The sequence below is a fragment of the Bradyrhizobium sp. Ec3.3 genome (assembly GCF_000472925.1).
Lineage (GTDB): Bacteria > Pseudomonadota > Alphaproteobacteria > Rhizobiales > Xanthobacteraceae > Bradyrhizobium.
In genome coordinates, this window is sequence record NZ_AXAS01000057.1 from 25066 (window position 1) to 50838 (window position 25773).

The following is a 25773-nucleotide window of genomic DNA, read 5'->3' on the forward strand; positions in this document are numbered from 1 at the left end:
CTGATGGTTTCCGACGCAGCACGGGCCAACAAGCTCTTGTCGCGCCGCCGTATCGGGCGGTCGGAAACACTTTTGCTGTCTTTGGCCGCAGTAGCGCTATCGGTCGGCGCGGCTGCCTGGATCGCCTGTGGCAACGACAGCGCCTCGCTTGCCTCTGCCGCTTTGCCGCCCAGCGGCCCAACGACATCCTTTGAGGACCGATTCCAGCCCAGTTCGCCGGCGCGTGACGCCAGTGTACGCCCCGTCGAGCGCTCGGCGGTCAGCATGCTCCAACTCAAGCTCCGCGATGCCAAGGCGCTGCTCGCCCAGCAGCTCGTCCGTGACGACTGGCGCTCGACCCTGACCGAAGACGATAAGCAGGTGGCCGAGGCGGCGCCGCCGTCATCGCAGAAGCCTGACGTCCCGATGCCCCGGTCGCGCCCGGTCCAGGCCGATCTCGCCTCCCAGGTCGCCTCCAGCCAGGCCTTCGCCGATTCCCTGCCGAAGGGCGACAACCGCAGCCTGCTGCAAAAATTCTCCGACATGTTCCCGGGCAAGATCAGGCTCGCCTCGCTGACGCCCGACAGCGGCCTGTTCCGCCAGGGGCCTGACCTCGCCGCGCTCGGCTACAGTTCGCAGACCGCGGTATACGACATCTCGGCGAAGGCAGTGTACCTGCCGAACGGCGTGGCGCTGGAAGCGCATTCGGGCATGGGCTCCATGATGGACGACCCCGACCATGTCGACCAGCGCATGGTTGGCGCGACCCCACCGGCGACCTACGAGCTGAAGCCGCGCGAAAAGCTGTTCCATGGCGTGCGCGCGCTGCGAATGACGCCGGTCGACGGGACCAGCGCTCTTGGCCGCGTCGGGCTGCTCACGCACAGCTACATGCTCGGACCGCGCGGCGACTCGAACGGCTGCGTCTCGATCAAGTTCTATGATCGTTTCCTGAAGGCCTATGACGACGGCGAGATCAACCGTCTGATCGTGGTGCCGAACCTGAAGGGCGCCACGTCGGTGTCGCAGCGCGCATCGGCCTCGGACTCCTAAAAGTCTGAACAAACGGCGGGGGCGGCCGTTTTCCCTTCGTTAAGCCGTTCTCGTGCAGAAGCAGCCCATGACCGATCCATCCAGCTCCGACACTCCGCTGCGCACGACGTTCAAGATTCGCCTGAACGGCAACACGCTGGCGATCGCGACCGTCGGGCAGGCCTATCAATTCCTCACCAACTACAATTCGATGGAGTGGATGGAATTTCGTTCGCTCCATGAGGAGGCCGTCGCCGCGCTCGAAGGCGCCGCGGACAACGCGATGCTTGCCGTGCAGGCGACGAACGCCGTGCGCGCGCTGTTCGTGAGCGCGAAGCTGTTGTAGCGCGGATCTACAAGAGCAGTCGACCGTCGAGCTGCTCTCGCTCCCATGCCCTCAGGAATTCACCCTCGCGGGCGACCCACTTGGTCAGCTCGGTGCCCCATTCCCGCGTGCGGCTTGCGTACTCGCCCATCAGCCAGAAGTGCCTGACGATGACGAACGCATGCGCGGCCTCGAAATCGCTTTGCGTGATGGGACGAACGCTTCGATAGCCATCGACGAAGGCGTGCCACACAGCGTGAAGCTTGCGGCCAAAGGACACCTTTGCCCACAGGAAGACCGAGAGGTCGTAGGCAAGATAGCCCGGGCCGCCATCGTCGAAATCGAAGAATTCCGCTTCGCCCGCCTCGGTGATGAATGCATTGGAGCCGTGGCAGTCGCCGTGACAATGGGTCCAGGTCAATTCGTTATGGGCTTCGATCCGCTCAGTGGTTCGTGTCGCGATGGCCTCGAGATCGGCGGCTTCGGCGCTCGCGTCCTCCAAGAGTCCGCTCTTGCGGATTCTCGCAAGCGGCCGGCGCAACAAATGATCGAGATCGAGTCTGTAAAGTGGCGCAGGCGCGCTGTAGGAGTCCGCGGCGTTGTGCAGCTTGGCCAGTGTCACGCCGTTGGCGCGCGCATCGGCAAGGGATGTTGCTTCAGGCGCGCGCCCCTGGAGTTCATGGAAGAGCACGCCTTCGCGCTGGCCCTCGCGCGCTTGTGCCCGAACGAAGAGAGCGCCATCAGGTGTTCGGACGGCCGCAGCGACCGGCACGCCGGATCGGGCGAGGTGAGCCAGGAAATCCGTTTCCGTCCCCACGTCGGCAGCCCCGCGTGCGCGATGATGCGACAAGCGGAAGATGTAGCGCTCGTCGCTGGCCGTAACGATGCGGTAGGTGTCGTTGAAGCCGCGCCTGACCATGCGGCACTGAAGGGGCGCTGCCAGCGCATAGCGCTCGGCGAGGAAGCGCGCGACCGCCTCCGCTGGAGATATCGTGTAGATGGGTTCGAAATCGACCAAGACTGAAGCTCAAGCGGGGACCGGCGGCGATCCTAATGCGGGCTCTTCAGCGAGGGAAGGCGGAGCCTCGAAAACAGCGATGCCGCGCCGCGTTGGATGGAGCGCGGCATCTTTGTCGTAGTGTGAGCGACTGAGACGATTACTGCGCGTTCTGGCCGCGACCGTCGTCGTCATCGAAGAAGTCTTGATCGCCGCCCGGATCGACGCAGGCAAAGTTCGCTGCGTCGTTGGTCATGCCGCTGCCCTCGTAGGCCGGAATCTTCGGATAATCCGCAGATCAAAAAGTTCGCCAGTCGGGTAGGGCCAGGAACGGTGCCCAAGGCGCACACTCCGAGAGATGTAACCCAATGGGAAATTAACCGGCCGTTAACCAAATCCGCCGCATCGTTAACCATTCAATAACAAGGACGAGTCGGCAGCCATGGAGGCAGCAGCAGCAAGACCACAACGCCAATTGGTGCGCCTGCGCGGCCGATCCTACGTCGCCTTCGTCTTCGTGCCGACGGTTCCGATCGTCGACTGGCTCCAGGAGATCGACGCCACGATCGCGCGCTCGCCGGGATTCTTTGCCGGTCGGCCGGTGGTGGTCGACCTGTCCTCGGTCGATCTCAGCCAGTCCGGCATCACGCATCTGCTCGGAAGCCTCCAGGAGCGCGGGATCCGCGTGCTCGGCCTCGAGGGGGTGGAGGAGGCGCGGCTCACGCCGAACATGCCGCCGTTGCTCTCGGGCGGACGGTCTTGCGGGCTCGAGCCGAGCGCGCCGAAGAAGGTCGAGGTCACGAAGCAGCCGAGCTCGCTGCTGCTCGAAACCCCCGTACGGTCGGGCCAGACCGTGATCTTCCCCGACGGTGACGTGACGATCCTTGGCTCGGTCGGCTCCGGGGCCGAGGTCGTCGCAGGCGGCTCCATCCACGTCTACGGCGCGCTGCGCGGGCGCGCCATGGCCGGCGTCAACGGCCACTCCTCCGCGCGTATCTATTGTCAGAAGATCGAGGCTGAACTGCTTGCAATTGATGGATTTTACCAGACTGCGGACGACATCGACGCCTCCTTGCGCGGCAAGCCGGCGCAGGCCTGGCTGCAGGGGAATACCATGCGAATTACAGCACTGAACTGACCAGCAAAGGAGAGATTTCAGATGAGTAAGGTACTGGTCGTGACATCAGGCAAGGGCGGGGTCGGCAAGACCACGACGACCGCAGCCTTGGGGGCGGCGCTGGCGCAGCGCGGCGACAAGGTCGTGGTGGTCGATTTCGACGTTGGCTTGCGCAACCTTGACCTCGTGATGGGCGCCGAGCGGCGCGTGGTGTTCGACCTCATCAACGTGGTGCAGGGGGTTGCAAAGCTCCCGCAGGCCCTGATCCGCGACAAGCGGCTGGAGAACCTCTGGCTGCTGCCGGCATCGCAAACCCGCGACAAGGACGCGTTGACCGAGGAGGGCGTTCGCGCCGTCATCGCCGATCTGCGCAGCCGGTTCGACTGGGTGATCTGCGACAGCCCCGCCGGAATCGAGCGCGGCGCATCCATGGCGATGCGCTTTGCCGATGAGGCCGTGATCGTCACAAACCCGGAGGTCTCCTCGGTGCGCGACTCCGACCGCATCATCGGCATGCTCGACTCCAAGACGGTGCGGGCCGAGAAGGGCGAGCGCGTCGAAAAGCACGTCCTGATCACGCGCTACGATTCTTCGCGTGCATCGCGCGGCGAGATGCTGAACATCGACGACATCCTCGAGATACTCGCAACGCCGCTGCTCGGCATCATCCCGGAGAGCCAGGACGTGCTGAAGGCCTCCAACGTCGGTACGCCCGTGACGCTGTCCAATGCGGACGGCGCGCCAGCGCGGGCCTACATGGACGCGGCGAAGCGGTTGTGCGGCGAAAGCATTCGGATGACAGTGCCTGCCGAGAAAAAAGGCTTCATGGATCGCCTCCTGCGACGGAGGGCAGCATGAGCATGGGTCTGCTCCGGCTTCTCCGCGGCAACAAGGCCACCGCTCCGGTCGCGCGCGAGCGGTTGCAGATCCTGCTTGCGCATGAACGCGGGCTGCGCGGCCAGCCCGATCTGCTGAGCGTGCTGCGTGAGGAAATCCTCGCCGTCGTCTCGAAACACGTCAAGCTCGACCCGACCAAGGTGATCGTGCGGCTGGAGCGCGGGGACGAAGTCTCGACGCTCGAGGTCGACATCGAGGTGCCCAACGATGTCGAGCGCAAGCGGGTGGCGGTCGGGTAGGGGCCCGGCGGAGTCGTCTAACTTGGGGTGGATGAAAAGGCAGTCCGCTGGCGACAGCGGGCTGCCTTTGTTGCGTTCGCAAGGCCGAGCCCTTCAAATTCCCGGGCCTGCCGACGTGATGTGACGCGCGGGAACCCGGCTTACGCTCGGCCGTTTGTTAGAGGTCGTGGCGGCGTCTATGCCGCGGCTGCGATGCGTCAACCGGGAGAGCGCCCATGATGTCCGAGGTCCAGGTCCATACCATCGCGCGTCAGATGCTCGAGAAGCACGGCTTTGCTGCGATTGCTCAGGCCGCCCAGCAGGCGCAGGCCTGCGAGAGCCGCGGCGAGGCCGAGGAGGCGAAGGAGTGGCGCCACATCGAGGACGCCATGAAGATCATGAAAGGCCCGCACCATAGCTGAGCTGACGCGGCGGTCGCCTCAAGCGCTCATCGCGCTTTAGTTTTTTTGTTTGAGCATGATCTTTTCGGAAAACCGTTTCACACTTTTCCGGATCATGCTCTAGTGCGCGTCCGGTTGAGTGCCCGGCGCCGGCGGCTTGTGCTGCGTCTGCGCCTGGTTGTTGCGCTCGCCGGTCTCCTTGCAGGGAAGCTGTGTCCACGAACCGTCCGGCGCCTGCTGATAGGCGCTGCACGTTGACGCTGCCGATTTGTCTTCAGCGGGCTGGTTATTGGAATTCCTGGCGAGCACGGGCGCGGTCAACGCGCCTGCGAGCACACCTGCAAGCAGAATGTGGGCAATCCGCATTTTGGGGTCTCCTTGACGAAGCCGCCTGCATGCTTGCGAGGATTGTGACGATTGTTGGCCAATGCCAGCGGTTCCATCGCGGCATGGCTAACGTTTGCGCACGAACGCCTCAGTGTCCCGCGGGCTCGATGGCGATGTCGTTGCGGCGGGCGCAGGCGCGCAGCCAGCCGATGATGCCGGGCTGCACCGAGAATCCGTAACTGTCCTCGACCATCTTGGCCCTGACAATAAGGCTCGAGTCCTTCTCGATCGCCGCCGCAAGCGCGGCGCCGTGCTGCGGGAAGATGCCGATCTCGTCGGGGCCCTGGACCTGCGCGGAGAAGTCGCCGAACGGCGCGTTGCCGACCTTCAGCGTCGCCTCGATGGCCTGGCCTTCCGGCAGGTTGAGCTTGGAATCCTTCAGCATCATGGTCAGGCCCTTCGCGCGGCTCACCATCAGGAAAGTTCCGAGGCGGCGCGATGGCGTGTCCGTGCCGCCGACATAGTGACGGCGGATGAGGCAGATGATGATCGCGCCGTCGCGGTTGCGGAGCTCGGAGGCGTCCCAGCCCTCGATCTTCTGCTTGTCCTCGATTCCGGGCGGGCCGGCCGGCGTTGGCTGCATCACGGCGATCTTCGGCGAGCGCGCCCGCGGCGCGGGCATCTCCGGCGTGTTGGGATCGGTCGGCCTGTCGATTGCGATATCGAAGATCTTGCTGCACTGCTTCAGCCACGCAAGCGCGTCCGCAGGCAGGTTGAGCGCGATCGCGCCGGAATCGACACCGGCGCCTTGCGAGCGCAGTGTCACGGCGTTGGCTTTGCCGAGCGCCGTGAGCGCGCCGTCGGTATCGCCGGGATGGAGCGCGAATACGGTGCCGACCGGGAAGCCGACCGCCGGAAAGCTGCGATTATCGATCACGATCTCGGCCTGGTCGTCCAGCACCTGCTCAGTGGGCATTCCGTCATCCATCATCGAGATCACAAAGCCCGAGCCGCGGCTGATGTTTAGCACGAAGCGGGTATCGACCTTGCCGCCCGCCTCGGTGCGCTGCCTCGGCGCGACCAGCACGCATTGCCTCACCTTGCCGTCCGGTCCGACCTGGGGCACGGCGCTCCAGACGCCTTGCGGAAAGCGCACCTGCTGCCCCGCAACGGGTTTGTCCGCCGTCGCGGCGCAGGCGGGCAATGTTGCGGCGATGAGCGCCGCAAGCGCCGCCGTCCAGCGCTTCCAATGCGTATGTCCCCGAGGCATGGCCCCTCTCGCGTTTTCCTGAGCTTGAGGGGTTGGACGCGAAGGAGGGAGCTGAGGTTCACCGGGGGCGCAGGATGGGCTGCGGGACCGTCATTTGGCGTGAATGAGCCCGGCGAGGTTGGTCTTCTGGGCTTCGCACCAGCCGCTCATCCCGAGCCGACGCTGGTCGAGATCGGTCGATTGGGTTGCGACCGCAACCTCGGCCATCAGGTCATCGTCCTGCTTCTCGCCCATCTTGCCGCCGGTGTGCATAAAGGCGATGGCCTTGCGCACTTTTTCGGTCGTGCCGTCGGGCAGTTGCATGTCCTGCGCTCGCTTCACCAGGTCCTGGTAGACGAGATCGGTGCCCGGGCATTCGACCTTGGCGGCGAAGGCCTGCAGGACCATCGTCACATAAACCGACCGCGGCGTGGCCTGGGCGGGTGCAGCAATCAGCATCAAGCCCGCGATCAACCAACCATAGCGCATTCCAATGTCCTCCCGTTTTTTTGGGAGGCTAGCGTCCGGCGTCCCGCTGCGCAATGGGGGTGGAAGATCGCGCGCGCTGGTGCGGGCCGTCAGGTCAGGACGCCACACACGAGGAATGCCGCCCCGTCGTGCGATAGCAAATTCGGGATGGCGGTGCGTGACGAGTTAACCGGACCGTTGCCAGCTCGGAACGGGATCGAGCGGCGTCCGATAGACCTCGTTGTGATCGCGGTCGGTGACGCGCACGGCGCAGCCCCTGTGCTGAAGATCAGGATTCACCTGCGACAACTCGTTGGCCAGTTGTTCAGCGCGATCGGAGGCGACCTCGAGGTCTTCGAGGATAATGCCGCCCTGGTTCTTGAACTCTTCACCAACGACGAGATCGAAAGAGTAGTAAGGCATCTGAGGTCCCCAAGTCTTGGCTACTCAAGTCCTGAATTCTCAAGCTCTGCGACAAGTCTCACATCGAAGATGATACCACTGAGTCGACATCTTCCGAACGAAGCGTCCGCGTAATCTCTGTGCGTATGACGCAAAAATCATGTGCAGCGCGCGAGGTCATTAAGATTTTATTAAGTATGCGCGCGTCATGCTCGCGGCATGAAATTGCAGCAGAACCGGGCTCCGGGAACCGGCAGTTGCAAGAGAAGGCCGGCGGCATAGATCCCGACGGCCTTTTCTCTTTCCGTGCACAAGCACAAATCCCCGCTACCGTAGTCGCCCGGACTCAATGTCTCACGACGACTCAGACAGCGTCACCTCTGCTTCGCGTGAGCCAGCGCACGAGCGAGACGAGCGCGTAGATCATAATCGCAAGCGGTGCGAACAGCACCAGCATGCCGAACAGCGTCATGACGTTGGCGACGAAGTTGTCCGCGGCCTGCGGCCCTGCGATCGCTGAAATGATCCAGCTTGCCAGTCCGATCAGCGCAAACAGTCCGACGATCGCGAACAGAATGACCAGCGGGGTTGCCGCCAGCGATAGATTCGAAATGAAGCGTCTGATCGTCAGCATGGTGGTCAGCCCGAGGCGCATGTCCGGTCGGTGAGCGAACCGGTCCTCTGCCTTGGTCTCGCTGTGCCGCCGAAGGGTTCACGAGCCTGAGACTAGTGCACCGGCATCGGCGGGCGCACCACAGGTCCGTCGTCATCAGCGAGCTGCGAAGCGGAAGCAGGCGGTGGCGGCGGCGGAACGGCAGCAGCTTGCGGCGGAGGTGCGATCGGCGCCGGCGCGTAAGTCGGTGCATAGGCCGGGGCGGCGGCCACGGGCCTGGGTTTGCGCACAGGCGGCGCGGGCGGCCGCGGCGGCAGAGCAGAGAGCTTCGCGCGTGGATCGGCAATCCTGGCCTCAGCCGGTCTCGGCGGTGCGGAGGCCTTCGCGATCTCGCGTGCCATCTGCTCCTGGCTTGCTTTCAGTTCGGCGATGTTGGCCTTGAGCTGCTCGATCTGCTGCGTCATCGCGGCGAGATCGCGCGTCATCGACTGGAGCGACTGCGGCGCGTCGGACGCGGTCGCCGGTGCGCTCGTGTTGCTGTTGTCCTGCGCCTGAACCGGAGTTGCCGGTTGCTCGGCGGGTTGATCAGCCGTGGTGGCTTGCTGCTCGGTTGACGCAGGCTGCTCCGTCACCGGCGGCGTTGCCTGCGACGGCGAAGCGACCAGGGCCGGCATCCATGCAGCGACCATCGCTTTCGCGGTATCACCGTGAGTCTGCCAGGCGACGGTGGCGGCGGCGCTGCCTGCGGCGAACAGCAGGGTGACGAACGCGCCCCTGAGCCATCTGCCGACCGACGAGCGCTTGCGTCTGATGTCGCCGGCCGCTGCGCGAACTGCGGTGTCGACCGACGGCGCCGCAGCGGGAGCCTCCGTCACCAGATTGATCTTCGGCTCCGGACGTAGTGCGCTGTCAGGCACGAGCGTGGGCGCGGCCTTGTCCGGGCGCGAGGCGAGGACGATCTCGGGTGCAATATCGAGCGCGTCGTGCGGATCGTTATCCTTCGCCGTGTCCTTGACGATTTCATCGACGATTTGCTTGCTGTTCAGCGTCGCGAGCATCGAGGCTCCTTAAACCTTGGTCGTCCGCATTTGCGCGAGCCGATTGAACGAGATTAGTCGGTCCTCCGCCCCCAGTGCGCACGAGTCCAGCCGGGTTTGACGAAAGCAAGGCGCCGGGAAGGAGAGTGTGGGGCCGCCCCTTGCCGGACATGCCGGCGGAACCCTCGCTCCCGTACACTTGTCAATTTTCCCGCGGTGCTGCCATTTTTTCAGCACGATTTGGGCAGCAGATGTCTATGGTTGGGGGCGCAACCTGGGGCAGGCTGTGCAAAAATCCTCTATCGCAATACTGGTAGCCGCGTTGCTGCCACTGGGCGGTTGCATGCAGGCGACACTGTCGCCGTCCAACAACGCGAGCATGACGCCGCGCGACCGGCAGTTGCTGGCGCATACGCCCTACGCGCAGGCGAGCGTGCCCGAACAATATCTCCGCCACATCGTCGACTATTCGCGCAAGGAGCAGCCGGGCACGATCCTGGTCGATACCGACGCGCGCTATCTCTACTACGTCCTGCCGGACGGAAAGGCGATCCGCTACGGCGTCGCCGTCGGCGAGGAAGCGATGGCATTCTCCGGGGTGGCGCGGGTTGGCAAAATGGCCGCGTGGCCGGACTGGATCCCGACGCCGGAGATCCAGGAGAGGCTGGGGCCTTATCCTTCGCGCGTTCCCGGTGGCGCAGCCAATCCGCTCGGCGCGCGGGCGCTTTACCTCTACGCCGGAAACAAGGACACGCTCTACCGCATCCACGGCACCAACCAGCCTGAATATATCGGCCAGGCGATCTCGTCCGGCTGCATCCGGATGCGCAATGAGGATGTGATCGATCTCTACGACCGGGTGAAGATGGGGTCGACCGTGGTGGTGCTGCCGCCGGGACGGACAGCGCAGTTCGGGGCGGCAGATGGCTTGCGCGGGTAGCGAATAACCGCAGAGGCGAAATCACCTCTGCGCGTGGCGCTATGGAACTGCAAAACGTGAACTGCCGCACAGCGGATTTGCTGCATGCGCGCGATGCCTCACGGGCTGGCTGCCATGGGAGGCACCATGCAGAAATTCTTTCATCAATTGAAAGATGACGACCGCCGCATTGCGCGAAAATGGCGGTGGGCCAGTGTCGGCTTCTACGCCTCAATCCTCGCGGGAATGATCCTGTACGCGGCGCTGCATTGGAATCCGGAGGTGAACTACGCCGCCGTCGATTCCGTGGCGCATGTAAAGGTCGCGAGCAGCCTGAGGCACTGAGATTCGAGCGGTCCTGCTATTCGTCGGGCCGGGCAATCCGCCATTGCAATGTCGTGGCGTTGCCATTGGTGTCGCCGGGCTCCTTGTCGGCGGGAGACGTATAGAGCGGGCGATAGCGGTAGGCCCACATCTTGCTGCCGTCATTGCGGGTGATCACGGTGAAGTCGCCGACCGCCTTGGCGTCGGTGGGCGCTGACAGCGGCGTCCAGCTCTGGGTGCATTTGCCGTCGCAATTCGACGTCTTGCCGCTGGTGTCACGCTCATAGTAATAAAGGGTCATACCCTTGAGATCGACCAGCTTTGGCCCTTGCTTGGTCAGGATCACGCGCGCAGGCGCGGTCGTGGCGTCGGGCTTTGGCGGCGGCGGAGCATCCGAGCCGTGTCCGTTGGCGAGCGCCTGCCCGGAAAAGAGCAGTGCGGCTAAGGCCGCCATGACGAACCTGAACATCCAAGGCCCCCGATCGCAAAGTTAAGCACGCGTTAAGCGCAGAATGGGGGCGACGGTAGCAGCCGAAAGTTAGTTCCAGGTTTCGCCGCGTTGCGACAAATTTGGGCACCGGTTGCAATCGGCGAGGATTTGCGGGAACTCTATCGCACGCGATATCCAAGTGGGAGTTACGCCATGGCCTTTTCGCTCTACGACGCAACGGTTGCCAACTATCTCCAGATTTTGGGTGCGGTCGGCGGCTTCCTCGACAAGAGCCTTGTCCATTTCAAGGAGAAGGGCATCGATCCGGCCGAGGTCGTGGAGACGCGCCTTGCGCCGGACATGTGGCCGCTGCGCGCCCAGGTGATTTCGGTCGCGCATCATTCGCGCGGCGCGCTCGCAGCGGCGAGGGACGGGGTGTTCGTCCCGCCTAGCATCAAGCCCGATCTCGACTACGCCGCGCTTCAGGCGCTGGTGACCGAAGCACGCAACGAGATCTCCGCTCTGACCCCCGAGGCCGTCGATGCTCTGATCGGCCGCGATGTCACCTTCAAGGTCGGTGACCGCACGCTGCCGTTCACCGCGGAGGGTTTTCTGATGTCGTTCTCGCTGCCGAACTTCTTTTTCCATGCGACCACGACCTATGCCATCCTCCGCCACAAGGGCGCGCCGCTGGGCAAGCGCGATTTCATGGGCCGGCTGAATCTGAAGACGTGAGCGCGCTCACGTCGGCGCCTCGCGCAGCGGCGCGCGGCTGAGCTCGTTGCCCGCGGCGATCGCCTTGCGCAAGAGCCGCGTCAATTCATTGGCCTCCTTGTCCGTCAGGCCGCGCAGCATGATCCGCTGCGCCGCCTCGACTGCCGGCGTGATGGCGCGCAGCGTCTTGCGTCCTTCGTCGGTGATCTCGAGTTCGCGAGCGCGCCGGTCGCGGCTGCTGGCGCGACGCTCGGTGAGGCCCTTCTGCACGAGGCGATCGATCACACCGGTGATGGTCGTGCGGTCGTAGGCGATCAGGCCTGCCAACGTCACCTGGTCGAGCCCGGGATTGGCCTTGATGGTCGCGAGCGCCGCATATTGTACGGGCGTGAGATCGAACCCCGCGTCCTCCACCTCGGCGAGGAACACCGCCACTGCAATCTGCTGAAAGCGACGGGCCAGATGGCCGGGCATGTCGTTGTTGTCTTTCACCGGGCGCTCCTCGGATAGGGGGGTGTTGACGAGTATACTGATGGTCAGTATACTGATCAATATTGAAGAAGGGGCTAACGCCGACAGCAAGCCCGAAAGAGGGGAGGAGCAGGTCTCATGCAGTTCCATCTCAATGGATTTTTGCCCGGCGACCCCGATATCGCCGACCCCGCAGAGCGCATTCAAGCCTCCGGTGCGACCGGCTCCGTTCCGGACCAGGTCGACGTTTTGATCGTCGGTTGCGGTCCGGCCGGCCTCACGCTCGCGGCGCAGCTCGCCGCGTTTCCCGACGTCAAGACCTGCATCGTCGAGCAGAAGCCCGGCCGGCTTCTCGTCGGCCAGGCCGACGGCGTTGCCTGCCGCACCATGGAAATGTTCCACGCCTATGGCTTTGCCGAGCGGGTGCTGAAGGAGGCCTATTGGGTCAACGAGACGACGTTCTGGAAGCCCGACGACAAGCACAGCGCAAACATCGTGCGCAGCGGCCGGGTGCAGGACGTCGAGGACGGGCTGTCCGAATTTCCGCATGTCATCCTGAACCAGGCGCGCGTGCATGACGGCTTTCTCGACGTCATGCGCAAGTCGCCCGCCAAGCTCGAGCCGCATTACGCGCGGCGTCTGATGGATCTCCATGTCGATCCCGCGGCGCGCTTCGAGGAACGCGCGGTGACGGTGAGGCTGGAGCGCGTTGATCCCGGCCATCAGGGCGAGATCGAAACCGTGAAGGCGCGCTATGTCGTCGGTTGCGATGGTGCGCGCTCCACCGTGCGCAAATCCATCGGCCGTGAGCTGCATGGCGATTCCGCCAACCACGCCTGGGGCGTGATGGACGTGCTCGCGGTGACCGACTTTCCCGACATCCGTTTCAAGGCGCTGATTCAGTCGGCCAATGACGGCAGCATCATCATCATCCCGCGCGAGGGCGGCTATCTCGTCCGCCTCTATGTCGAGCTGACGACGCTCGACATTGGCGAGCGTGTTGCGAGCCGCAACATCACCTCTGACGATTTGATCGCAAAGGCGCGCCGCATTCTGAATCCCTACACGCTCGATGTGAAGGAAATCGCCTGGTGGTCGGTCTACGAGATCGGTCAGCGCCTGACAGACAAGTTCGACGACGTGCCGGAGGCGGAGATCGCGATGCGACTGCCGCGCGTCTTCATCGTCGGCGACGCCTGCCACACGCACAGCCCGAAGGCGGGGCAAGGCATGAACGTCTCGATGCAGGACGCTTTCAATCTGGGCTGGAAGCTCGCCGCAGTGCTGCGCAAGCAGTGCGCGCCGCGCCTTCTGCACAGCTATTCGGCCGAACGCCAGGCAGTGGCCAAAGAGCTGATCGAGTTCGATCGCGAATGGGCGACGATCCTGGCCTCGGCCAAGGGCGACGGCAAGGCTGCGGATGCCGCCAAGACTCAGGACTATTTTGTCCGCCACGGACGCTACACCGCAGGCACGGCGACGCATTATCGGCCGGCCCTTCTCACCGGCAACACCACACATCAGCATCTGGCCAGCGGTCTCGTGATCGGCAAGCGCTTTCACTCTGGGCCGGTCATCCGCCTTGCCGATGCAAAACCCGTTCACCTCGGCCACGTCGCCAGGGCGGACGGCCGCTGGCGCATTTTTGCCTTTGCGGGTGCGGGCAACCCCTCGGCGGGCGAGGGCCCAATTGCCGCGCTCTGCAATTTCCTGAGCCAGGGACGGGAGTCGCCGGTGCGACGCTATACGCCCGGAGATGCGGATATCGACTCGGTGATCGATGTGCGCGCGGTGTTCCAGCACGATCATCGCGAGCTCGCAATCGGTGCGATGCCGTCACTGCTTCTGCCAGCGAAAGGACGCTACGGACTTCGCGACTACGAAAAGATGTTCTGCCCCGATCTCAAGGGCGGTCACGACATCTTTGCGATGCGCGGCATCGATCGCAATGCGGGATGCATGGTCGTGGTGCGGCCGGATCAATACGTCGCACATGTGCTGCCGCTCGATGCCTACGCAGAGCTGGCGGCGTTCTTCGACGACTTCATGCTGCAGGTGAATTGAGCGAGGAAATCGTAGCCTGGATGGAGCAAATCGCAATCCGGGATTAGAGCCCGCGGGACGATACCCCGATTACGCTTCGCTCCATCCGGTCTACGCTTCAAAGAGCGTGTGATGAACGGCGGATGAATATTGAACCCGTCCGCCAACGGTCTTTTGGCTAGTTCGACGCGATGACGCGGAACGCTCGTTCCGTTCGGACGTTCCTGCTCGTACGAGGAGGATCACGCCATGAAGCTTAGACTTGTTCTTGCTGCAGCCATGCTGCTCGCGCCGACCGCCGCGCTTGCGGCGCCTGGCATCGTCACTGCGTCCGTCGGATTGAGGGCAGGGCCGGGGCCCGGCTTTCCGATGGTCGACCGTATTCCCGGTGGGGCACGCGTCAACATTCACGGCTGCCTGCGAGGCAATGCCTGGTGCGACGTGAGCTGGTCGGATGACCGCGGCTGGGTGTCATCGCAATATCTCGAATATCTCTACCGCAACCACTACGTCTATCTGCCCGACTATGTCGACGAGATCGACGTTCCGGTGGTGCCGTTCGTGCTGAGCTCGTACTGGTCGAGCTATTACGCCGGCCGACCCTGGTATCACCGCCGCGACTACTGGGCGAACTATTGGACCTCGCACGAGCGCGACGTGACGCGGTTGACGCTTGATCCGCGGGCCGCGCGCATCGGCCGTGCCGCGACGCGTGACGCCGCGATCGGCGTCGAAGGTCGGACCCGTGCAGGCGAAGCCGGGCGCGTAACGCGCGAGCAGTCTCAAGCTCGTGTGACGCGCGAGCAATCGCAGGCACGCGAGATCCGCGGCCGCCCGGCGGATGCACAGGCGCGGATGACGCGTGAGAACGAGGTGCGTGCGACGCATGAGAATGCGCGCGCCGCTGCCCATGAGAACGCGCGTGCCGCCGCCCGCGTGCAGCCGATGGCACGTCCGCAGCCGCAAATCGCACGTGGCCACGAGGCGCCGCGCGTCTCGGCGGCCCCTGCGGCACGTCCCGCGATGCCGCACGTCGCGCAACCCAATATCAGCCACGGCGCGCCGATGAACGCGCATGCGCAGATGCCGGCTCCGCACGCGGCTGCACCCGCGACGCCCCATGTCGGCGGTGGTGGCGGTGCCCCCCATATCAACGCCGCGCCGCATGGCGGCGGAGCGCCGGCCGGAGGCCCTCCGGGCCGCGAACGGCACTAAATAGACCGAAAGCCCGGCCAAGAGCCGGGCTTTTTCTTTCCGGCGTGCACAATTTGAGGCAATTACGCAGAGGTAGATTTCATCGAACGTAACAACTTCACCGGATGATTCGCTCGTCCACTCGGGGCAAGGGGCTTACGGGAGGATGACGATGAGACAGCAAGGCCAGTCGGAGACGCGCCGGCAAAATGTCGCGATGAAATCGATGTCGAAGGAGGCGAAGCAGCTTGCCCGCGTGATCGCCGGCTATCGCGGTTCGCTTCTCGATCTCGACCAGCAGCGGACGCGGACGAAATTGTCCGACGCCGAAAAAGGCATCTTGGACGAGCGGCGTAATAATTTGCTTGTGACGATTGCAGCATTGGAAGACCGCCTCTCGGCGGTGCAAGGATTGATCGACCTCGGCCGGCCGCACATCATTCGCGTGCATTGACCGCCGCCCAGCGCGCCCCGACATCCATAACCTGAGGGTTTCGCGCGCCGCGGCGGCGGTCGCGAGGCTGCACGATGCTCTGGACGGCACCAAATTGCCATGCTCCCGGCGAATTGCCGCCAAAGCCCGCTGGCACGTGAGAAGCGGGTGCAGGGGATGTGCGATGGGGACGATTGTGGCTTACAAGATGGTCGCAGAACGCGACAATGAGACGTATAGGTTCGAGCGTGAGAGCCGGCTCGTGATCGTGGCGAAGGCTCGGGTGTGGGCGAGCGAAGGCTGGCAGGTCGTGATCACCGACCAGGATGGCAAGGCCTACGCGCCAGCCGAGTTCGAGGCGTTGCCGGCGGCCTGACCGGCTGCTCGATTGGGGTAGGGGACAATTTTGACGTCATCTGATCGATCGGGGCGCAGGCTGATCGCGCGCTTGTTCGCCGTGGCCGCAGCCGTCCTGCTGACCGCGACCGTTGCGCGTGCGCAAAATCTCGACGAGGGCAAGCCGCCGCAAAAACTGTTTGCCGATGGCTGCGCGAGCTGCCACCGCAGCCCGCGCGGGCTTGCCAAGGGGCGCTTCAGCTTCACGCTCTACTGGTTCCTGAAGGACCATTACGCGAGCAGCGCGGACTCGGCGAAGGCGCTGGCAGCTTATCTGGAGAGCGTCGACAGCCCGCCTGCCGGCAAGCCGCGCGCGGCCGCGAAATCCTCGAAGCCGGCCGGTGCGCCGCGGTCGTCTCTGCGGCCGCCAGCGCCGGTTCCGCAAAGGTAATCGGCCCTACGCGGCTACCCGCTCAGCTCGTGCGCACTTTGGAGGCACGCGAAGCCTGCGGATGTTTCCCTCGCGCATCGCGCGCGGCGGTGTGCCTGGCTGCGCGTGCGGCCGCGAGCTTCCTCGCAGCAACTTTCTTGTGCGGCTTCGCCTCGGCCGCGGCCTGCTTGGAGGTCGAGCCGCCGCCGCGGCGGGAGACGTATTCCTGGCCGTCGATCGGGCCAACATGCGGCGGATCGTGGTCGAGATAGGGCCGCCCGATTCCGAGCGCCTTGCCGTTGGCATCGACCCACTTCCACAGCAATTCGGTGGAGACCCAGCGCTGCGCGCGGTTCTCACCCTTGACGCTCACGATATCGGCGGCGAGCCCATGGCCATAACCGCCACGCGTGCTGCCGCCATGATACGAGCGGTTGGAGGCGGCTTTCAGGCCGCTCGCGATCGACTGACGATAGTCGTCGCGGAAGGCGCTGGTGATGCCGGGCTCGAGACCCGCCGCCTGCGCAGCATGAAGCGCGTGGAACAGCTTGAGCTTGAAGCTGCGGTCCATACCGCCGATCACGTAATCCATCAGCGACATGCCGGCCTTGTCGGCGGCCTTCGGATCCTTCCAGGCGAAATCCTCGTCAACGAGCTTGGTGAAGGTTCTCATCACCGTCACCATCTTACCGCGCCGCTTGATCGTGACGCTGCGCCGCTCCTGCTCCTTGATCGAGTCCTCCTTGGGCGTGCGCTGATAGAGGGCCCAGAGATAGCGGTCGATGCAGACGTCGACGACGAGGCACTCGTCGGCGACTTCGAGCGGATCCGGACCCTCGCGCGTAGTTGCTTTCGCGTCGGTCACGACGGGCTCCGCGCTCGCTGCGGCGAGCGGCGGCGTGTCCGCGGGCAGCACGTCCGTCGGATCGGCGGAAGCGAGCTTGACGGTCGGCTCTTGCGCCTGTGTGGTGGTGACAGTCTCCGGCGTGCTTGAACTTGCGAGCGGCGGCGAACTTTCCGCCGGCAGCATTTGCACGGGATCGGACGATGCAAGCTTGATGGCTGGTTCGGGTGTGGCCGTGGCTGGTGCCACGTCGGTCGTCGTGCTCACCGCCGGCAGTGCGATCGTCGGCACGTCGATCACGGCGACGGGCTCGCTCGCGCTCGCAGCACGCGGGACGTCGGCAAGTTCAGTGTGCGCGGCGAGAGCTGGTGTGGAAGAGTCCGCAGCGACGTTGGCACTGCTGTTCTCGATTGCCGCCGGAGCAGCCGAGGCAAGCCACAGTGCAAAGGAACCCGCGAGAACCGCCGCAGGGCACGACACCGCCACGATGAGAGAGCGTTGATCGTTCATCATCCCAGCCTCCAAAGGCTCCTGCCGGAACCCGATTGCAACAGCCAAGCATGCGACGCAGCAATTGTTCGGGCGAGGATATGGCGGCGCAATGGCGTAAAAGGCGAAGGCAGAGCTTTTCAGCGCGAGTGTGGCCCGGCGGACACGCGCGGGTTCCATGCAGTTCCCTCAGAGTCTCAGCCGGCCGTCGCTGAGCCTCGCATGATCACGATGCTTCAGACACAAAAAGGCCGCCCAGCGGCGGCCTTTGAAGTCATAAAGCGCAGAGCCAATCAAAGTAGGTACCGCAAAGCCAGCCCCGGGTTTTTCAAAATCGGCACGAGCTCAAACGTCCTGCCCGGTCGCGTGGAGCTTAATGGAAAATTGTTGCACGCGTAAATGAGGAATTGTGACTTCGCTTAATGCAAAACCTTAACGCGCGATGCAGCGCGAACCGTCTTGGCGGGGACACGCCCCGGCCATAACGATGTGCAGATTGTGCTAACGCGTCAGCATCGCGCGCGATCGCCGGCTCTATTTGCCCGGCGGCGTGTAGACGGCGGCGAGACGCGAGGCCTTTTCCGCGACCGACTTGAACTCGCCCATTTTCCAGGCGCGGACCGTTTCGATCTTCGACACCGCGCCGCTTGCAGCAGCCGCCATGCCGATCGCGATGGCATCGGAGCCGTCGGGCATATCGGTGACGATCACGGCATCATGCGCGCCGGTGGTCATGAACGCGCCGAGCAGCTTGCCGCCTGCCTTCTCGACCAGCTTGTTGACGACCTCCGAACGATCAGACGGCTTCTCGACGAGTCCCTTCACGCCTGCATTCGAATAGGAGACGTAGGTGATGAACAGTGGCATCGTTCCCTCCGTTGGGTGATGAGCGCACAATCAGCTTTTTGAAAAAGGCGCCCGCAGGGGCGAGGATCAAGCCTGCCGACGGCATGCAAGCTGCCTCAAAGCAAAGCGGACTTCGGCACGTCCGTTGTGGCAGCGGGGAGGGACTATAGTCCCTTTTTCGAGCGCCACAATGCTTCGCCTCGCACATGAGGTCACGGAGTTGAGACCTTGCGAAAGGTATCATCTTGGTGGAGCAATTGACAGGTATCGCTGTCGCTCCCAGCCATCCTCGAAGTCAAATCGCGCACATGCTCGTCATCTCCATTCAAAGCCAGGTCGTTCACGGCCATGTCGGCAATTCGGCCGCCGTCTATCCCATGCAGGCGGAGGGCGTGGATGTCGCGGCGGTACCGACAACATTGCTGTCGAACCACCCGCGCTATCCGACGCTGCGCGGCCGCGTGCTGGACGCGGAGCTCGTGGCCGATCTCCTGCTCGGCGTCGAGGAGCGTGGCCTGATCGAACGGGCAAGCGTCCTTGTCACCGGTTATCTCGGCTCGACTGCAAACGCGAAAGCCATCGCCGATTTCGTCGAGCGCGCGCTGCGACGAAATCCAAACCTTATCTATCTCTGCGATCCCGTGATCGGGGACGACGGCAACGTCTATGTCGCCGACGGCATTTTGGATGTCATTCGCAAGCGGCTCGTGCCAGCCGCGACCTTCATCACGCCGAACCAGTTCGAGCTGGAACAACTGTCAGGGATCGCAGTCAAGGATGCATCCAGCCTGTTGGCGGCAGCAAGCGCCGCCATCGCGGCGCACGGCCCGAAAGGCGTCATCGCTACCGGTTGCACGCTCGTCGACACGCAAGCAGGGCAGGTGGAGACGATCCTGTGCCAGGGCGAAAAACTGTCGCGCTTTGCGACAGCGCGGCTGCCGATCCGGCCGTGCGGGACGGGAGATCTGCTGTCGGGGCTCGTGGCGGCGGGGCTTGCGAAGGGGGCGACGGTCGAAACGGCGGTTCGGTTGGCGGTCGATCATGTGTTTACGGTGCTCGCGCGCACGCATCAAACGGGATCGGAGGAGCTTTGCCTTATTGCGCCGACAGGTTGAGTGGCTGCTAATTTCATTATCTGCAGGTGTCCGGCCGGATGTCGTAAAATACGGCAAGCTTGAGGCAGTCAACAGCATATACAGTTAGAACGCGAGTTACCCCCGTAATACATTGGGAGCGTTGGGGTTGTTCGGGGCGCGTATCGGGAGAACCCACCCATGGCAAGTGTTGAACAATTGCGAAGAAAGGACTCGGTAAACCTGGTTCAACTTGAGGCGGACATTGCTTCGGTTCGTCACGGAAGTTCATTAGCTTCAATTGCATTGCCTGATTATGTCGAGCACACGGAGGGCGTTACGCGTGTGGGCGCCCTCAGCGCAGAGGCGGTCATTCGCGATTATGAATCCGCCGCAAAAGAGATCGAGGCGATGGGGGCCGAGTTGATCGGAGCTGCGCGAAAATGCGAAGAGCTGACGGCCCAGGTGCACGATGCGATCGCGTATATGCGCGAAACGGCCGCGGGCTACCGTGAAGAAGGACGCAAGATCTTCAAAAGGATCGAAGAATGCGCCCTGTTCACCGAGGACGTCCGCAAGACATGCGAGCAGGTGAAGCGCAGAATGGAAGCCGCGGGCAGCGTTCCCTCCATGGAGGAGGAGCCCGCCCAAGAGGAACAGGTATCCGAAAGCGCCTAGGTGCCCTCCCGGATCCGGTCCCCTTGATCCGGGGGGTGTGAGACCGCCTTCGGGCGGTCTCTTTTTTTGCCTCGCGGCCTCGGATACCGAACGACCAGCTAGTGGCGTGTTGCACGGACTTCCAGCGTGGTCTGGGTGATCCTGGCCACGAAGCCCTCAAGGTTTACGACCCGCTGCTTGACCAATTGTTCGTGCAGGTCGGCGATTTTCTGCGTTTCTTCGACGAAGGATTCACACGCCTGCTTCGCGAATTCCATCTGAAGCTCAAACGCCTCCGCGGGTGAGCGCGCGCTCGCAAGCTTCCCGATGAAGGACCAGGCGCGTTCAAGTGACTTCCTGGTGTAGTCGCCATAGGCATCCGCAATCGACTGCATGCTGACCGGGACGAGTTCCATCGAAGCGGCCGGCACGTTTGCTGTCTCGATGGCAGAAACCTCAGTCGACGGGAACTGTGGTTCGAGGTCTACGCCGGTCTCCAGCTCGGTTGCCTGACTGGTCTCCGGCTCGGGATCCGGCGACTGAACCGTTGCGGCCGCGTGTTGCTCGTCGGCCTTGGCCTGCTTCGTCTTTTTCTTCCGGTTGCGCTGGCCGGATTTTCCGGTCTGCTTGGTCTGGTCCACGCTCAACATTACAAAATGACTCCCCAAATCGATGAAGCTGCAACCCTCCGCTGCGTTTGCGCTGAAATCGCGATTGCGGCTTGTCACAGGCGTGGCGGGGGTGTGATGAGATTTGGCAGGGTGAACGCCAGGCCGGAGGGATTTCGCGTTCAGGACGGTCCGGCCATCTGCAAAATCTGCATTGTTGCAATGCAGCAAAGTGGGCTACCGCGCTGCAACATAAGGACATAGTTCCGGATCTCACGTTCTACCCAGGAGATTCGGTGTGAAAACAATTCCGTTAACCATTGCAGCCGCTGCCATGTGGGTCGCTGCTGCCACCGCCGCCTTCGCCGCGGAACTGCCGAGCTATGAGGCCAATGGCTTTGCGGCCTCGCCCGTGCAGGTGAGCCTGCTCGGCGCCGCGCATGTGAACCAGCAGGCGGCTTCCACGACCGCGCCGTCTCCGCACCAGGTGAGCGTGCTGACGCCGCGCGCCAAAGTGACGACCGCAACGACCGCGCCGGTCACGACCGGCACCGCGCGCTGAGCGAGGTCAGAAAGAGCAGGGTGGGCCTGCGCCGTTGGCCAGCCCCATCCTGCCGGCTCATTCCGCGAGCACGATCCCGGCGCACCTTCGTCTCGCATATCGTCAAATTGTCAGACCCGAATTAACGCAATCGTAGATTGCACATCCTATCCGGTTACGCGCGGGCCATGCCTCGCACAACCGGAAAGGATACGCTTTTGAAGCGCATTTTCGCAAAATTCATCGCTGACGAGTCCGGCGCGACCGCGATCGAGTACGGCTTGATCGCCGCCGGCATCGCGCTTGCCATCATCGAAGTCATCTATGCGCTCGGCACCAATCTGGTTGAGAAGCTCAACGCGCTGGCCGCCGCGTTGAAGTAGCAAGAGCGGTCTGCGTAGCCCGGATGCCCATCCGGGCTACCGACGGCCTCTCGGATCGCGACGCCTAAAGAAATACCGTAAATCCGAAGTATTGTAAAGGAGCATCTACCGGCCGAGGAGCCGATCAACCAAACAGCGCCGCGTAGATCACGTAGAGCCAGCCCAAAATGCCGTGGATGATTGCCCACAGGATCGAATGGTTCTTGGTGTAGGAGATCGCGATGGCCAGCGCCGAACCGAAGCCCACGCCATATTTGGCGCCCTCGACCCGAACTCCGTAGTAGCGATTGCCGTTCATCGTCGTCCTCGCTTCGCTGATCCCGACCCGCCTTACGCCTTCCGCACGAACTCCGATTTCAAATTCATCGCGCCGATGCCGTCGATCTTGCAGGCGATGTTGTGCCCGTCGGTGGCGTCCTGGAGGCGGATGTTCCTGACCTTGGTGCCGCCTTTGACCACCGAGGACGATCCCTTGATCTTGAGATCCTTGATCACGATGACGCTGTCGCCATCGGCAAGCGCATTGCCGTTGGCATCGCGCACGCCCGCCTCCTGCGCGGCTTCCGAAGCCGCCTCAGTCGACGTGCTCCATTCATGGCCGCATTCCGGGCAGACCCAGAGATCGCGATCCTGGTAGGCATGCTCGGAGTTGCAGGTGGGGCATTTCGTGGCGTCAGTCATCGTCAATCCAACGTTTTTAGGCGGGCGCACCGTAGGGGCCGGGGAGGGGAAAGCAAGGGAAATCCGGGCTACCTGTCCCTCCCATCATCGTGACGCAGCATTTGGCTGATACCGCTTGTGCTCAGCCTCGCGAAACATAGCTGATAGGGAGCGGATTACCGCTTGCGCCGCGTTCAGGTAACATCATCGCATGAGCGAAATCGAGACCTTGTTTGGTGTGTTGCGTCAGTCGGCCGACGAAGGCGTCGTCGACATGCTCGAGCGCATGGTGCGGGAGGCGCCGGACCATGCCTTGAACCGCATGAACGCGCTGGACCTGGCGGTTCGCGCCGGGCTCGATGAGGAGCGCGTTGTCGCGGGCCTGCTGCATGCGGTGCAGCTCGGCATGGCCGAGATGACCTGGAGCGTGATCTGCCCGAGCTGCGCCGGTGTGCTGTCCGCCAACAAGAGCCTGAAGACCCTCAACAGCCCGCATTATCATTGCGCCTTCTGCGCCGCGGGCTATGAGACGACGCTCGACAATCTCGTCGAGGTGACCTTCACGATCAGCCCGCGCGTACGCAAGATCGCGGCCCACAATCCCGACGATTTGCCGCTGGCCGACTACTATCGCCAGATCTTCTGGAGCTCGGCCATCGATCTTCCGGGCGACGTCGAGACACTGCTGCGCGAGGTGACGCTCGAGACGTTCGACCTGCCGCCGGGCGAGCGGGCCATCCTGTCCCTGCAGGTGCCAGAGGGCACGTTGATCGTGTTCGATCCGGTGACGCATACCGCCCAGTTCCTCGATATCAAGGGCGAGGAGACCAGCGAGCGGCAGAACCTCTCGATGATCTTCAACAAGGCGGAAACGCCTGCCGAAGCGGTCAGCTTGCGCCCCGGGCCGCTGCGGCTGGCGCTCGACAACCGCACCGACGGCCGCGTGCTGCCGGCGGTGTGGGTCGCGAACAAGGCGCTCGACGATCTCTTGACGCGGCGCAAGCCGGCGCTGACGGCAAAGCGTCTCCTCACCAACCAGACCTTCCGCGATCTCTACCGCACCGACACGCTCGCTATCGGCCAGCGCCTGAAGATCCTCAGCCTGACCTTCCTGTTCTCGGACCTGCGCGACTCCACCGGGCTCTACGAGCATGTCGGCGACCTCGTCGCCTTCGATCTCGTCAACGAGCACTTCCGCCTCTTGCAGGAGATCATCGTCTCCGAGCGCGGCGCCATCGTGAAGACCATTGGCGATGCCGTGATGGCGACCTTCGAGACGCCGGACCGCGCCATTGCCGCCGCCATCCGCATGCGCGAGGCGATGAGCGACCTCGGCGCCGAGCGGCAGCATCAGGGCCTGCTGCTCAAGATGGGCATCCACGAAGGCTCGTGCCTCGCGGTCACGCTCAACGGCCAGCAGGACTATTTTGGCCAGACCGTCAACATCGCCTCGCGCGTCCAGGGGCTTGCCGCCTCACGCGCGATCGTGGTGACGGAGCCGGTGCTGGAGCATGCCGACACGCGGACCTTGCTCGAGGCCGGCGGCCTAAGCCCAACGCGACGCAGCGTGGCGCTGAGCGGCATCTCGGACAGGGTGTCGGTGTACGAGATTCCCTGAGGGTGGGGCCGGGTGGGGGCAAAACAAAAAGCGCGAAAACAACCCCATGCAAAGTAGCCGATCACCCCTGTGATGCGTTTGCGGATTTTACGAAGTCGCTTGACGCGTCGGGCAAATCATCGGCATTATTTCATCATCGCGGTTTTTGGCGACAGCCCGTCACCGTAGTCCGGATGAAGCGCAGCGCAATCCGGAATTGGAGCCCGCGGGACGATACGCCGATTACGCTGCGCTCGATCCGGGCCACGCCACGCTCATCCGCATTCATCACCAAGGTGACCAGATGGATATGAAGACCGCGCTCGCGGCGTCGCTCCTGATTGCCAGCTTCCTGGTCACCCTGTGGCTCTGGGCTCTTGTGGAGCAAATACCAGGCGTGCCCAGTCCCTTTGGTGGGGGGCGGGAAGCCGGCCTCGGCATCATGGTTCTCATGCCTCCTTTGCGCTGGCTGACGCTGTCAGCCGCGTTTGTCGTCCTGCTGATCGACGGAAGATTGCAGGCGTGGGCGCCCTACGGGATTCTGCGATTTCTCATGGCGATGGTCGGACTCATTGTGCTGGAAATTTTCATGTTCCAGATTCTCTTCCGTCGCCTCGACGACTCCATTGCGCCTTTCCATTGGCTTTTTAGCTCTTTGATGATCCTGCTGCCTCTGACCGTGATGGTGGGAGGCTATCTGGGCTCGCGCGCCGTATTCGTCATCGGCATCGCGGCTTCATTGGCTGCCGTGGTTTGGCCCATCTCTCCCAGTGTCGACTACATCGTGCGCCACCCCGACAATGAGGGAGGCGCAACGGCTACTCTGGCGAGCCTCGAGAAACATCCCGATTGGGTGAAACAGGTCTCACGCGAACTCGATGGCAACCACTACTGGTCCTTACGCCCGGCCTATCTGCTGACCCTGAAGCCGGCCGCGCTGGATGAGGATGTGCAGGAGAAGTGCTGGAAGGTCGGGCTCTCGGTGTTTGCCGAGGCGAGACGGTTTCGCGACAAGGGTGAAAACCAGATGCCTGGAGAATTCAACGAGATCGCACCGGTCTTCGCGGGCCTGGCCTCGATTCCCGGCCCGGTGCGGGATCGTCACCACGCCGAGTTCGTCGCCGTTCGCGATCTTGTCAATTTCTACAGGACCGAAACGCCTGACACGCGTCATCCTGAACTGCCGGACCTCAACACGGTGGATTGGGTGCCCGCGGGCAAGTGATGCGAGGCGCGGGGTAGCGCTTGTAGGATGGGTTGAGCTCTTCGAAACCCATCGTCTTTCCGAACCGCGATCGATGGGTATCGCTTCGCTCCACCCATCCTACGGGCTACGCTTGCTGCGCGGCTCGTTATGTATGGCCGTTCAAAACGGACGTGATCTCCTTAATGGTTGCTTTGCAGATCGCGCGGCTTGATGGGGCCGCCGCGTTTTGAGCGGTCATTTCTGGAAATCATACTGGAGGCCGTCATGCCCGTTGCGCAGAAAGCTGTCATTGCCACCGCGTCGCCGCGTGCGTTCATTCTCAGGCATATGGCGCTGTTCGCCGCGGCCGCGCTGTTCGTGTTCGTGCTGAGCTTGACCTACGGGCTGGATCTCAGCCCGGGGTTCTTCTGAGCGAAAGTGCATAGGGTGCAGGATGGGTTTCGCTGCAGCGAAACCCATCATTTGCCGCGGTGAAGATGATGGGTATCGCTTCGCTCCACCCGTGCTACGGG

General features: G+C 63.4%; 35 protein-coding genes. 21 read left to right on the forward strand and 14 right to left on the reverse strand.

Annotated features, from left to right (window positions below):
* Window positions 1–3: 3 nt before the first annotated feature.
* Window positions 4–1032, forward strand: a complete 1029-nt coding sequence (locus tag YUU_RS0136530) for a DUF2778 domain-containing protein (protein WP_027526767.1) — start codon at window positions 4–6, stop codon at window positions 1030–1032.
* A gap of 67 nt (window positions 1033–1099) precedes the next feature.
* Complete coding sequence (locus tag YUU_RS0136535) at window positions 1100–1357, forward strand: hypothetical protein (protein ID WP_027526768.1); 258 nt, start codon at window positions 1100–1102, stop codon at window positions 1355–1357.
* 7 nt (window positions 1358–1364) lie between these two features.
* On the opposite strand, the gene YUU_RS0136540 is transcribed toward YUU_RS0136535, so the two are convergent.
* Entirely contained in the window at window positions 1365–2354 is a 990-nt protein-coding gene (locus tag YUU_RS0136540) for a phosphotransferase enzyme family protein (RefSeq protein WP_027526769.1), read from the reverse strand.
* A 421-nt stretch (window positions 2355–2775) separates the two neighbouring features.
* On the opposite strand from YUU_RS0136540, the gene minC reads away from it, so the two are divergent.
* From minC to YUU_RS0136565, 4 genes are all read left to right on the forward strand, one after another.
* On the forward strand, window positions 2776–3471 hold the full coding sequence (minC, locus tag YUU_RS0136550) for a septum site-determining protein MinC (protein WP_027526770.1): 696 nt from the start codon (window positions 2776–2778) through the stop codon (window positions 3469–3471).
* A 21-nt stretch (window positions 3472–3492) separates the two neighbouring features.
* On the forward strand, window positions 3493–4308 hold the full coding sequence (gene minD, locus YUU_RS0136555) for a septum site-determining protein MinD (protein ID WP_027526771.1): 816 nt from the start codon (window positions 3493–3495) through the stop codon (window positions 4306–4308).
* Entirely contained in the window at window positions 4305–4586 is a 282-nt protein-coding gene (gene minE, locus YUU_RS0136560) for a cell division topological specificity factor MinE (RefSeq protein WP_027526772.1), read from the forward strand. Before minD ends, minE begins: the two co-directional genes overlap by 4 nt.
* A 215-nt stretch (window positions 4587–4801) precedes the next feature.
* The gene (locus YUU_RS0136565) at window positions 4802–4987 is read left to right on the forward strand and encodes a hypothetical protein (protein ID WP_027526773.1); all 186 of its coding nucleotides are present in this window, start codon (window positions 4802–4804) and stop codon (window positions 4985–4987) included.
* Window positions 4988–5086: 99 nt separating this feature from the next.
* On the opposite strand, the gene YUU_RS0136570 is transcribed toward YUU_RS0136565, so the two are convergent.
* The 6 genes from YUU_RS0136570 to YUU_RS0136595 form a co-directional block, all read right to left on the reverse strand.
* Window positions 5087–5332, reverse strand: coding sequence for a hypothetical protein (locus YUU_RS0136570; protein ID WP_027526774.1), 246 nt, complete (start codon window positions 5330–5332; stop codon window positions 5087–5089).
* Window positions 5333–5441: 109 nt separating this feature from the next.
* Window positions 5442–6563: a hypothetical protein gene (locus YUU_RS0136575; protein ID WP_027526775.1), complete on the reverse strand. Its 1122-nt coding sequence runs from the start codon at window positions 6561–6563 to the stop codon at window positions 5442–5444.
* A gap of 90 nt (window positions 6564–6653) precedes the next feature.
* Window positions 6654–7031 carry a hypothetical protein gene (locus YUU_RS0136580; protein WP_027526776.1) on the reverse strand — a complete coding sequence of 126 codons (378 nt, stop codon included), beginning with the start codon at window positions 7029–7031 and terminating at the stop codon, window positions 6654–6656.
* A gap of 165 nt (window positions 7032–7196) precedes the next feature.
* A complete protein-coding gene (locus YUU_RS0136585; protein ID WP_027526777.1) occupies window positions 7197–7433 on the reverse strand; it encodes a hypothetical protein in 237 nt (78 codons plus the stop codon).
* 343 nt (window positions 7434–7776) lie between these two features.
* On the reverse strand, window positions 7777–8046 hold the full coding sequence (locus tag YUU_RS0136590; protein ID WP_156944705.1) for a hypothetical protein: 270 nt from the start codon (window positions 8044–8046) through the stop codon (window positions 7777–7779).
* Window positions 8047–8138: 92 nt separating this feature from the next.
* Window positions 8139–9083 (reverse strand): hypothetical protein, encoded by a 945-nt coding sequence (locus YUU_RS0136595; protein ID WP_027526779.1) that lies wholly within the window; start codon window positions 9081–9083, stop codon window positions 8139–8141.
* A gap of 322 nt (window positions 9084–9405) precedes the next feature.
* Between YUU_RS0136595 and YUU_RS0136600 the strand changes: the two genes are divergently transcribed.
* On the forward strand, window positions 9406–10002 hold the full coding sequence (locus tag YUU_RS0136600; RefSeq protein ID WP_198031887.1) for a L,D-transpeptidase: 597 nt from the start codon (window positions 9406–9408) through the stop codon (window positions 10000–10002).
* 126 nt (window positions 10003–10128) lie between these two features.
* Window positions 10129–10326 carry a hypothetical protein gene (locus YUU_RS0136605; RefSeq protein ID WP_198031888.1) on the forward strand — a complete coding sequence of 66 codons (198 nt, stop codon included), beginning with the start codon at window positions 10129–10131 and terminating at the stop codon, window positions 10324–10326.
* Window positions 10327–10342: 16 nt separating this feature from the next.
* Here the strand turns inward: YUU_RS0136605 and YUU_RS0136610 are convergent, their stop codons facing one another.
* A complete protein-coding gene (locus YUU_RS0136610) occupies window positions 10343–10774 on the reverse strand; it encodes a hypothetical protein (RefSeq protein ID WP_027526782.1) in 432 nt (143 codons plus the stop codon).
* Between the two features lie 174 nt (window positions 10775–10948).
* Between YUU_RS0136610 and YUU_RS0136615 the strand changes: the two genes are divergently transcribed.
* Window positions 10949–11470 (forward strand): DUF1993 family protein, encoded by a 522-nt coding sequence (locus YUU_RS0136615; RefSeq protein WP_027526783.1) that lies wholly within the window; start codon window positions 10949–10951, stop codon window positions 11468–11470.
* A gap of 6 nt (window positions 11471–11476) precedes the next feature.
* Here YUU_RS0136615 and YUU_RS0136620 read toward each other — a convergent pair whose 3' ends face one another.
* A complete protein-coding gene (locus tag YUU_RS0136620; protein WP_027526784.1) occupies window positions 11477–11941 on the reverse strand; it encodes a MarR family winged helix-turn-helix transcriptional regulator in 465 nt (154 codons plus the stop codon).
* 117 nt (window positions 11942–12058) lie between these two features.
* Here YUU_RS0136620 and YUU_RS0136625 point away from each other — a divergent pair, with 117 nt between their 5' ends.
* The 5 genes from YUU_RS0136625 to YUU_RS0136645 all read left to right on the forward strand — a co-directional run bounded on the left by YUU_RS0136625 (window position 12059) and on the right by YUU_RS0136645 (window position 16377).
* The gene (locus tag YUU_RS0136625; protein WP_027526785.1) at window positions 12059–13984 is read left to right on the forward strand and encodes an FAD-binding monooxygenase; all 1926 of its coding nucleotides are present in this window, start codon (window positions 12059–12061) and stop codon (window positions 13982–13984) included.
* Window positions 13985–14212: 228 nt separating this feature from the next.
* A complete protein-coding gene (locus YUU_RS0136630; RefSeq protein WP_027526786.1) occupies window positions 14213–15178 on the forward strand; it encodes an SH3 domain-containing protein in 966 nt (321 codons plus the stop codon).
* 145 nt (window positions 15179–15323) lie between these two features.
* Window positions 15324–15611, forward strand: coding sequence for a hypothetical protein (locus tag YUU_RS0136635; RefSeq protein WP_027526787.1), 288 nt, complete (start codon window positions 15324–15326; stop codon window positions 15609–15611).
* Between the two features lie 163 nt (window positions 15612–15774).
* The gene (locus tag YUU_RS0136640; RefSeq protein ID WP_156944707.1) at window positions 15775–15966 is read left to right on the forward strand and encodes a hypothetical protein; all 192 of its coding nucleotides are present in this window, start codon (window positions 15775–15777) and stop codon (window positions 15964–15966) included.
* A gap of 30 nt (window positions 15967–15996) precedes the next feature.
* The gene (locus YUU_RS0136645) at window positions 15997–16377 is read left to right on the forward strand and encodes a hypothetical protein (RefSeq protein ID WP_027526789.1); all 381 of its coding nucleotides are present in this window, start codon (window positions 15997–15999) and stop codon (window positions 16375–16377) included.
* Window positions 16378–16399: 22 nt separating this feature from the next.
* On the opposite strand, the gene YUU_RS0136650 is transcribed toward YUU_RS0136645, so the two are convergent.
* The gene (locus YUU_RS0136650; protein ID WP_027526790.1) at window positions 16400–17710 is read right to left on the reverse strand and encodes a hypothetical protein; all 1311 of its coding nucleotides are present in this window, start codon (window positions 17708–17710) and stop codon (window positions 16400–16402) included.
* A 513-nt stretch (window positions 17711–18223) separates the two neighbouring features.
* Window positions 18224–18556, reverse strand: coding sequence for a GYD domain-containing protein (locus YUU_RS0136655; RefSeq protein WP_027526791.1), 333 nt, complete (start codon window positions 18554–18556; stop codon window positions 18224–18226).
* A gap of 287 nt (window positions 18557–18843) precedes the next feature.
* Here YUU_RS0136655 and pdxY point away from each other — a divergent pair, with 287 nt between their 5' ends.
* Window positions 18844–19650 (forward strand): pyridoxal kinase, encoded by an 807-nt coding sequence (gene pdxY / locus YUU_RS0136660; protein ID WP_027526792.1) that lies wholly within the window; start codon window positions 18844–18846, stop codon window positions 19648–19650.
* A gap of 159 nt (window positions 19651–19809) precedes the next feature.
* Complete coding sequence (locus tag YUU_RS52920; protein ID WP_035664389.1) at window positions 19810–20286, forward strand: hypothetical protein; 477 nt, start codon at window positions 19810–19812, stop codon at window positions 20284–20286.
* Window positions 20287–20384: 98 nt separating this feature from the next.
* Here the strand turns inward: YUU_RS52920 and YUU_RS0136670 are convergent, their stop codons facing one another.
* Window positions 20385–20915, reverse strand: coding sequence for a phasin family protein (locus tag YUU_RS0136670; protein WP_035664373.1), 531 nt, complete (start codon window positions 20913–20915; stop codon window positions 20385–20387).
* 256 nt (window positions 20916–21171) lie between these two features.
* On the opposite strand from YUU_RS0136670, the gene YUU_RS0136675 reads away from it, so the two are divergent.
* Window positions 21172–21435, forward strand: a complete 264-nt coding sequence (locus YUU_RS0136675) for a hypothetical protein (RefSeq protein ID WP_027526794.1) — start codon at window positions 21172–21174, stop codon at window positions 21433–21435.
* Window positions 21436–21632: 197 nt separating this feature from the next.
* The gene (locus YUU_RS0136680) at window positions 21633–21797 is read left to right on the forward strand and encodes a Flp family type IVb pilin (protein WP_027526795.1); all 165 of its coding nucleotides are present in this window, start codon (window positions 21633–21635) and stop codon (window positions 21795–21797) included.
* A gap of 124 nt (window positions 21798–21921) precedes the next feature.
* On the opposite strand, the gene YUU_RS60500 is transcribed toward YUU_RS0136680, so the two are convergent.
* Window positions 21922–22095, reverse strand: coding sequence for a hypothetical protein (locus YUU_RS60500; RefSeq protein WP_016840760.1), 174 nt, complete (start codon window positions 22093–22095; stop codon window positions 21922–21924).
* A 32-nt stretch (window positions 22096–22127) separates the two neighbouring features.
* A complete protein-coding gene (locus YUU_RS0136690; protein ID WP_027526796.1) occupies window positions 22128–22478 on the reverse strand; it encodes a zinc ribbon domain-containing protein YjdM in 351 nt (116 codons plus the stop codon).
* A 190-nt stretch (window positions 22479–22668) separates the two neighbouring features.
* Here YUU_RS0136690 and YUU_RS0136695 point away from each other — a divergent pair, with 190 nt between their 5' ends.
* From YUU_RS0136695 to YUU_RS60505, 3 genes are all read left to right on the forward strand, one after another.
* A complete protein-coding gene (locus YUU_RS0136695; protein WP_027526797.1) occupies window positions 22669–24075 on the forward strand; it encodes an adenylate/guanylate cyclase domain-containing protein in 1407 nt (468 codons plus the stop codon).
* A 283-nt stretch (window positions 24076–24358) separates the two neighbouring features.
* Window positions 24359–25279, forward strand: a complete 921-nt coding sequence (locus YUU_RS0136700) for a hypothetical protein (RefSeq protein ID WP_156944708.1) — start codon at window positions 24359–24361, stop codon at window positions 25277–25279.
* Window positions 25280–25525: 246 nt separating this feature from the next.
* Entirely contained in the window at window positions 25526–25672 is a 147-nt protein-coding gene (locus YUU_RS60505; protein ID WP_198031889.1) for a hypothetical protein, read from the forward strand.
* Window positions 25673–25773 lie beyond the last annotated feature (101 nt).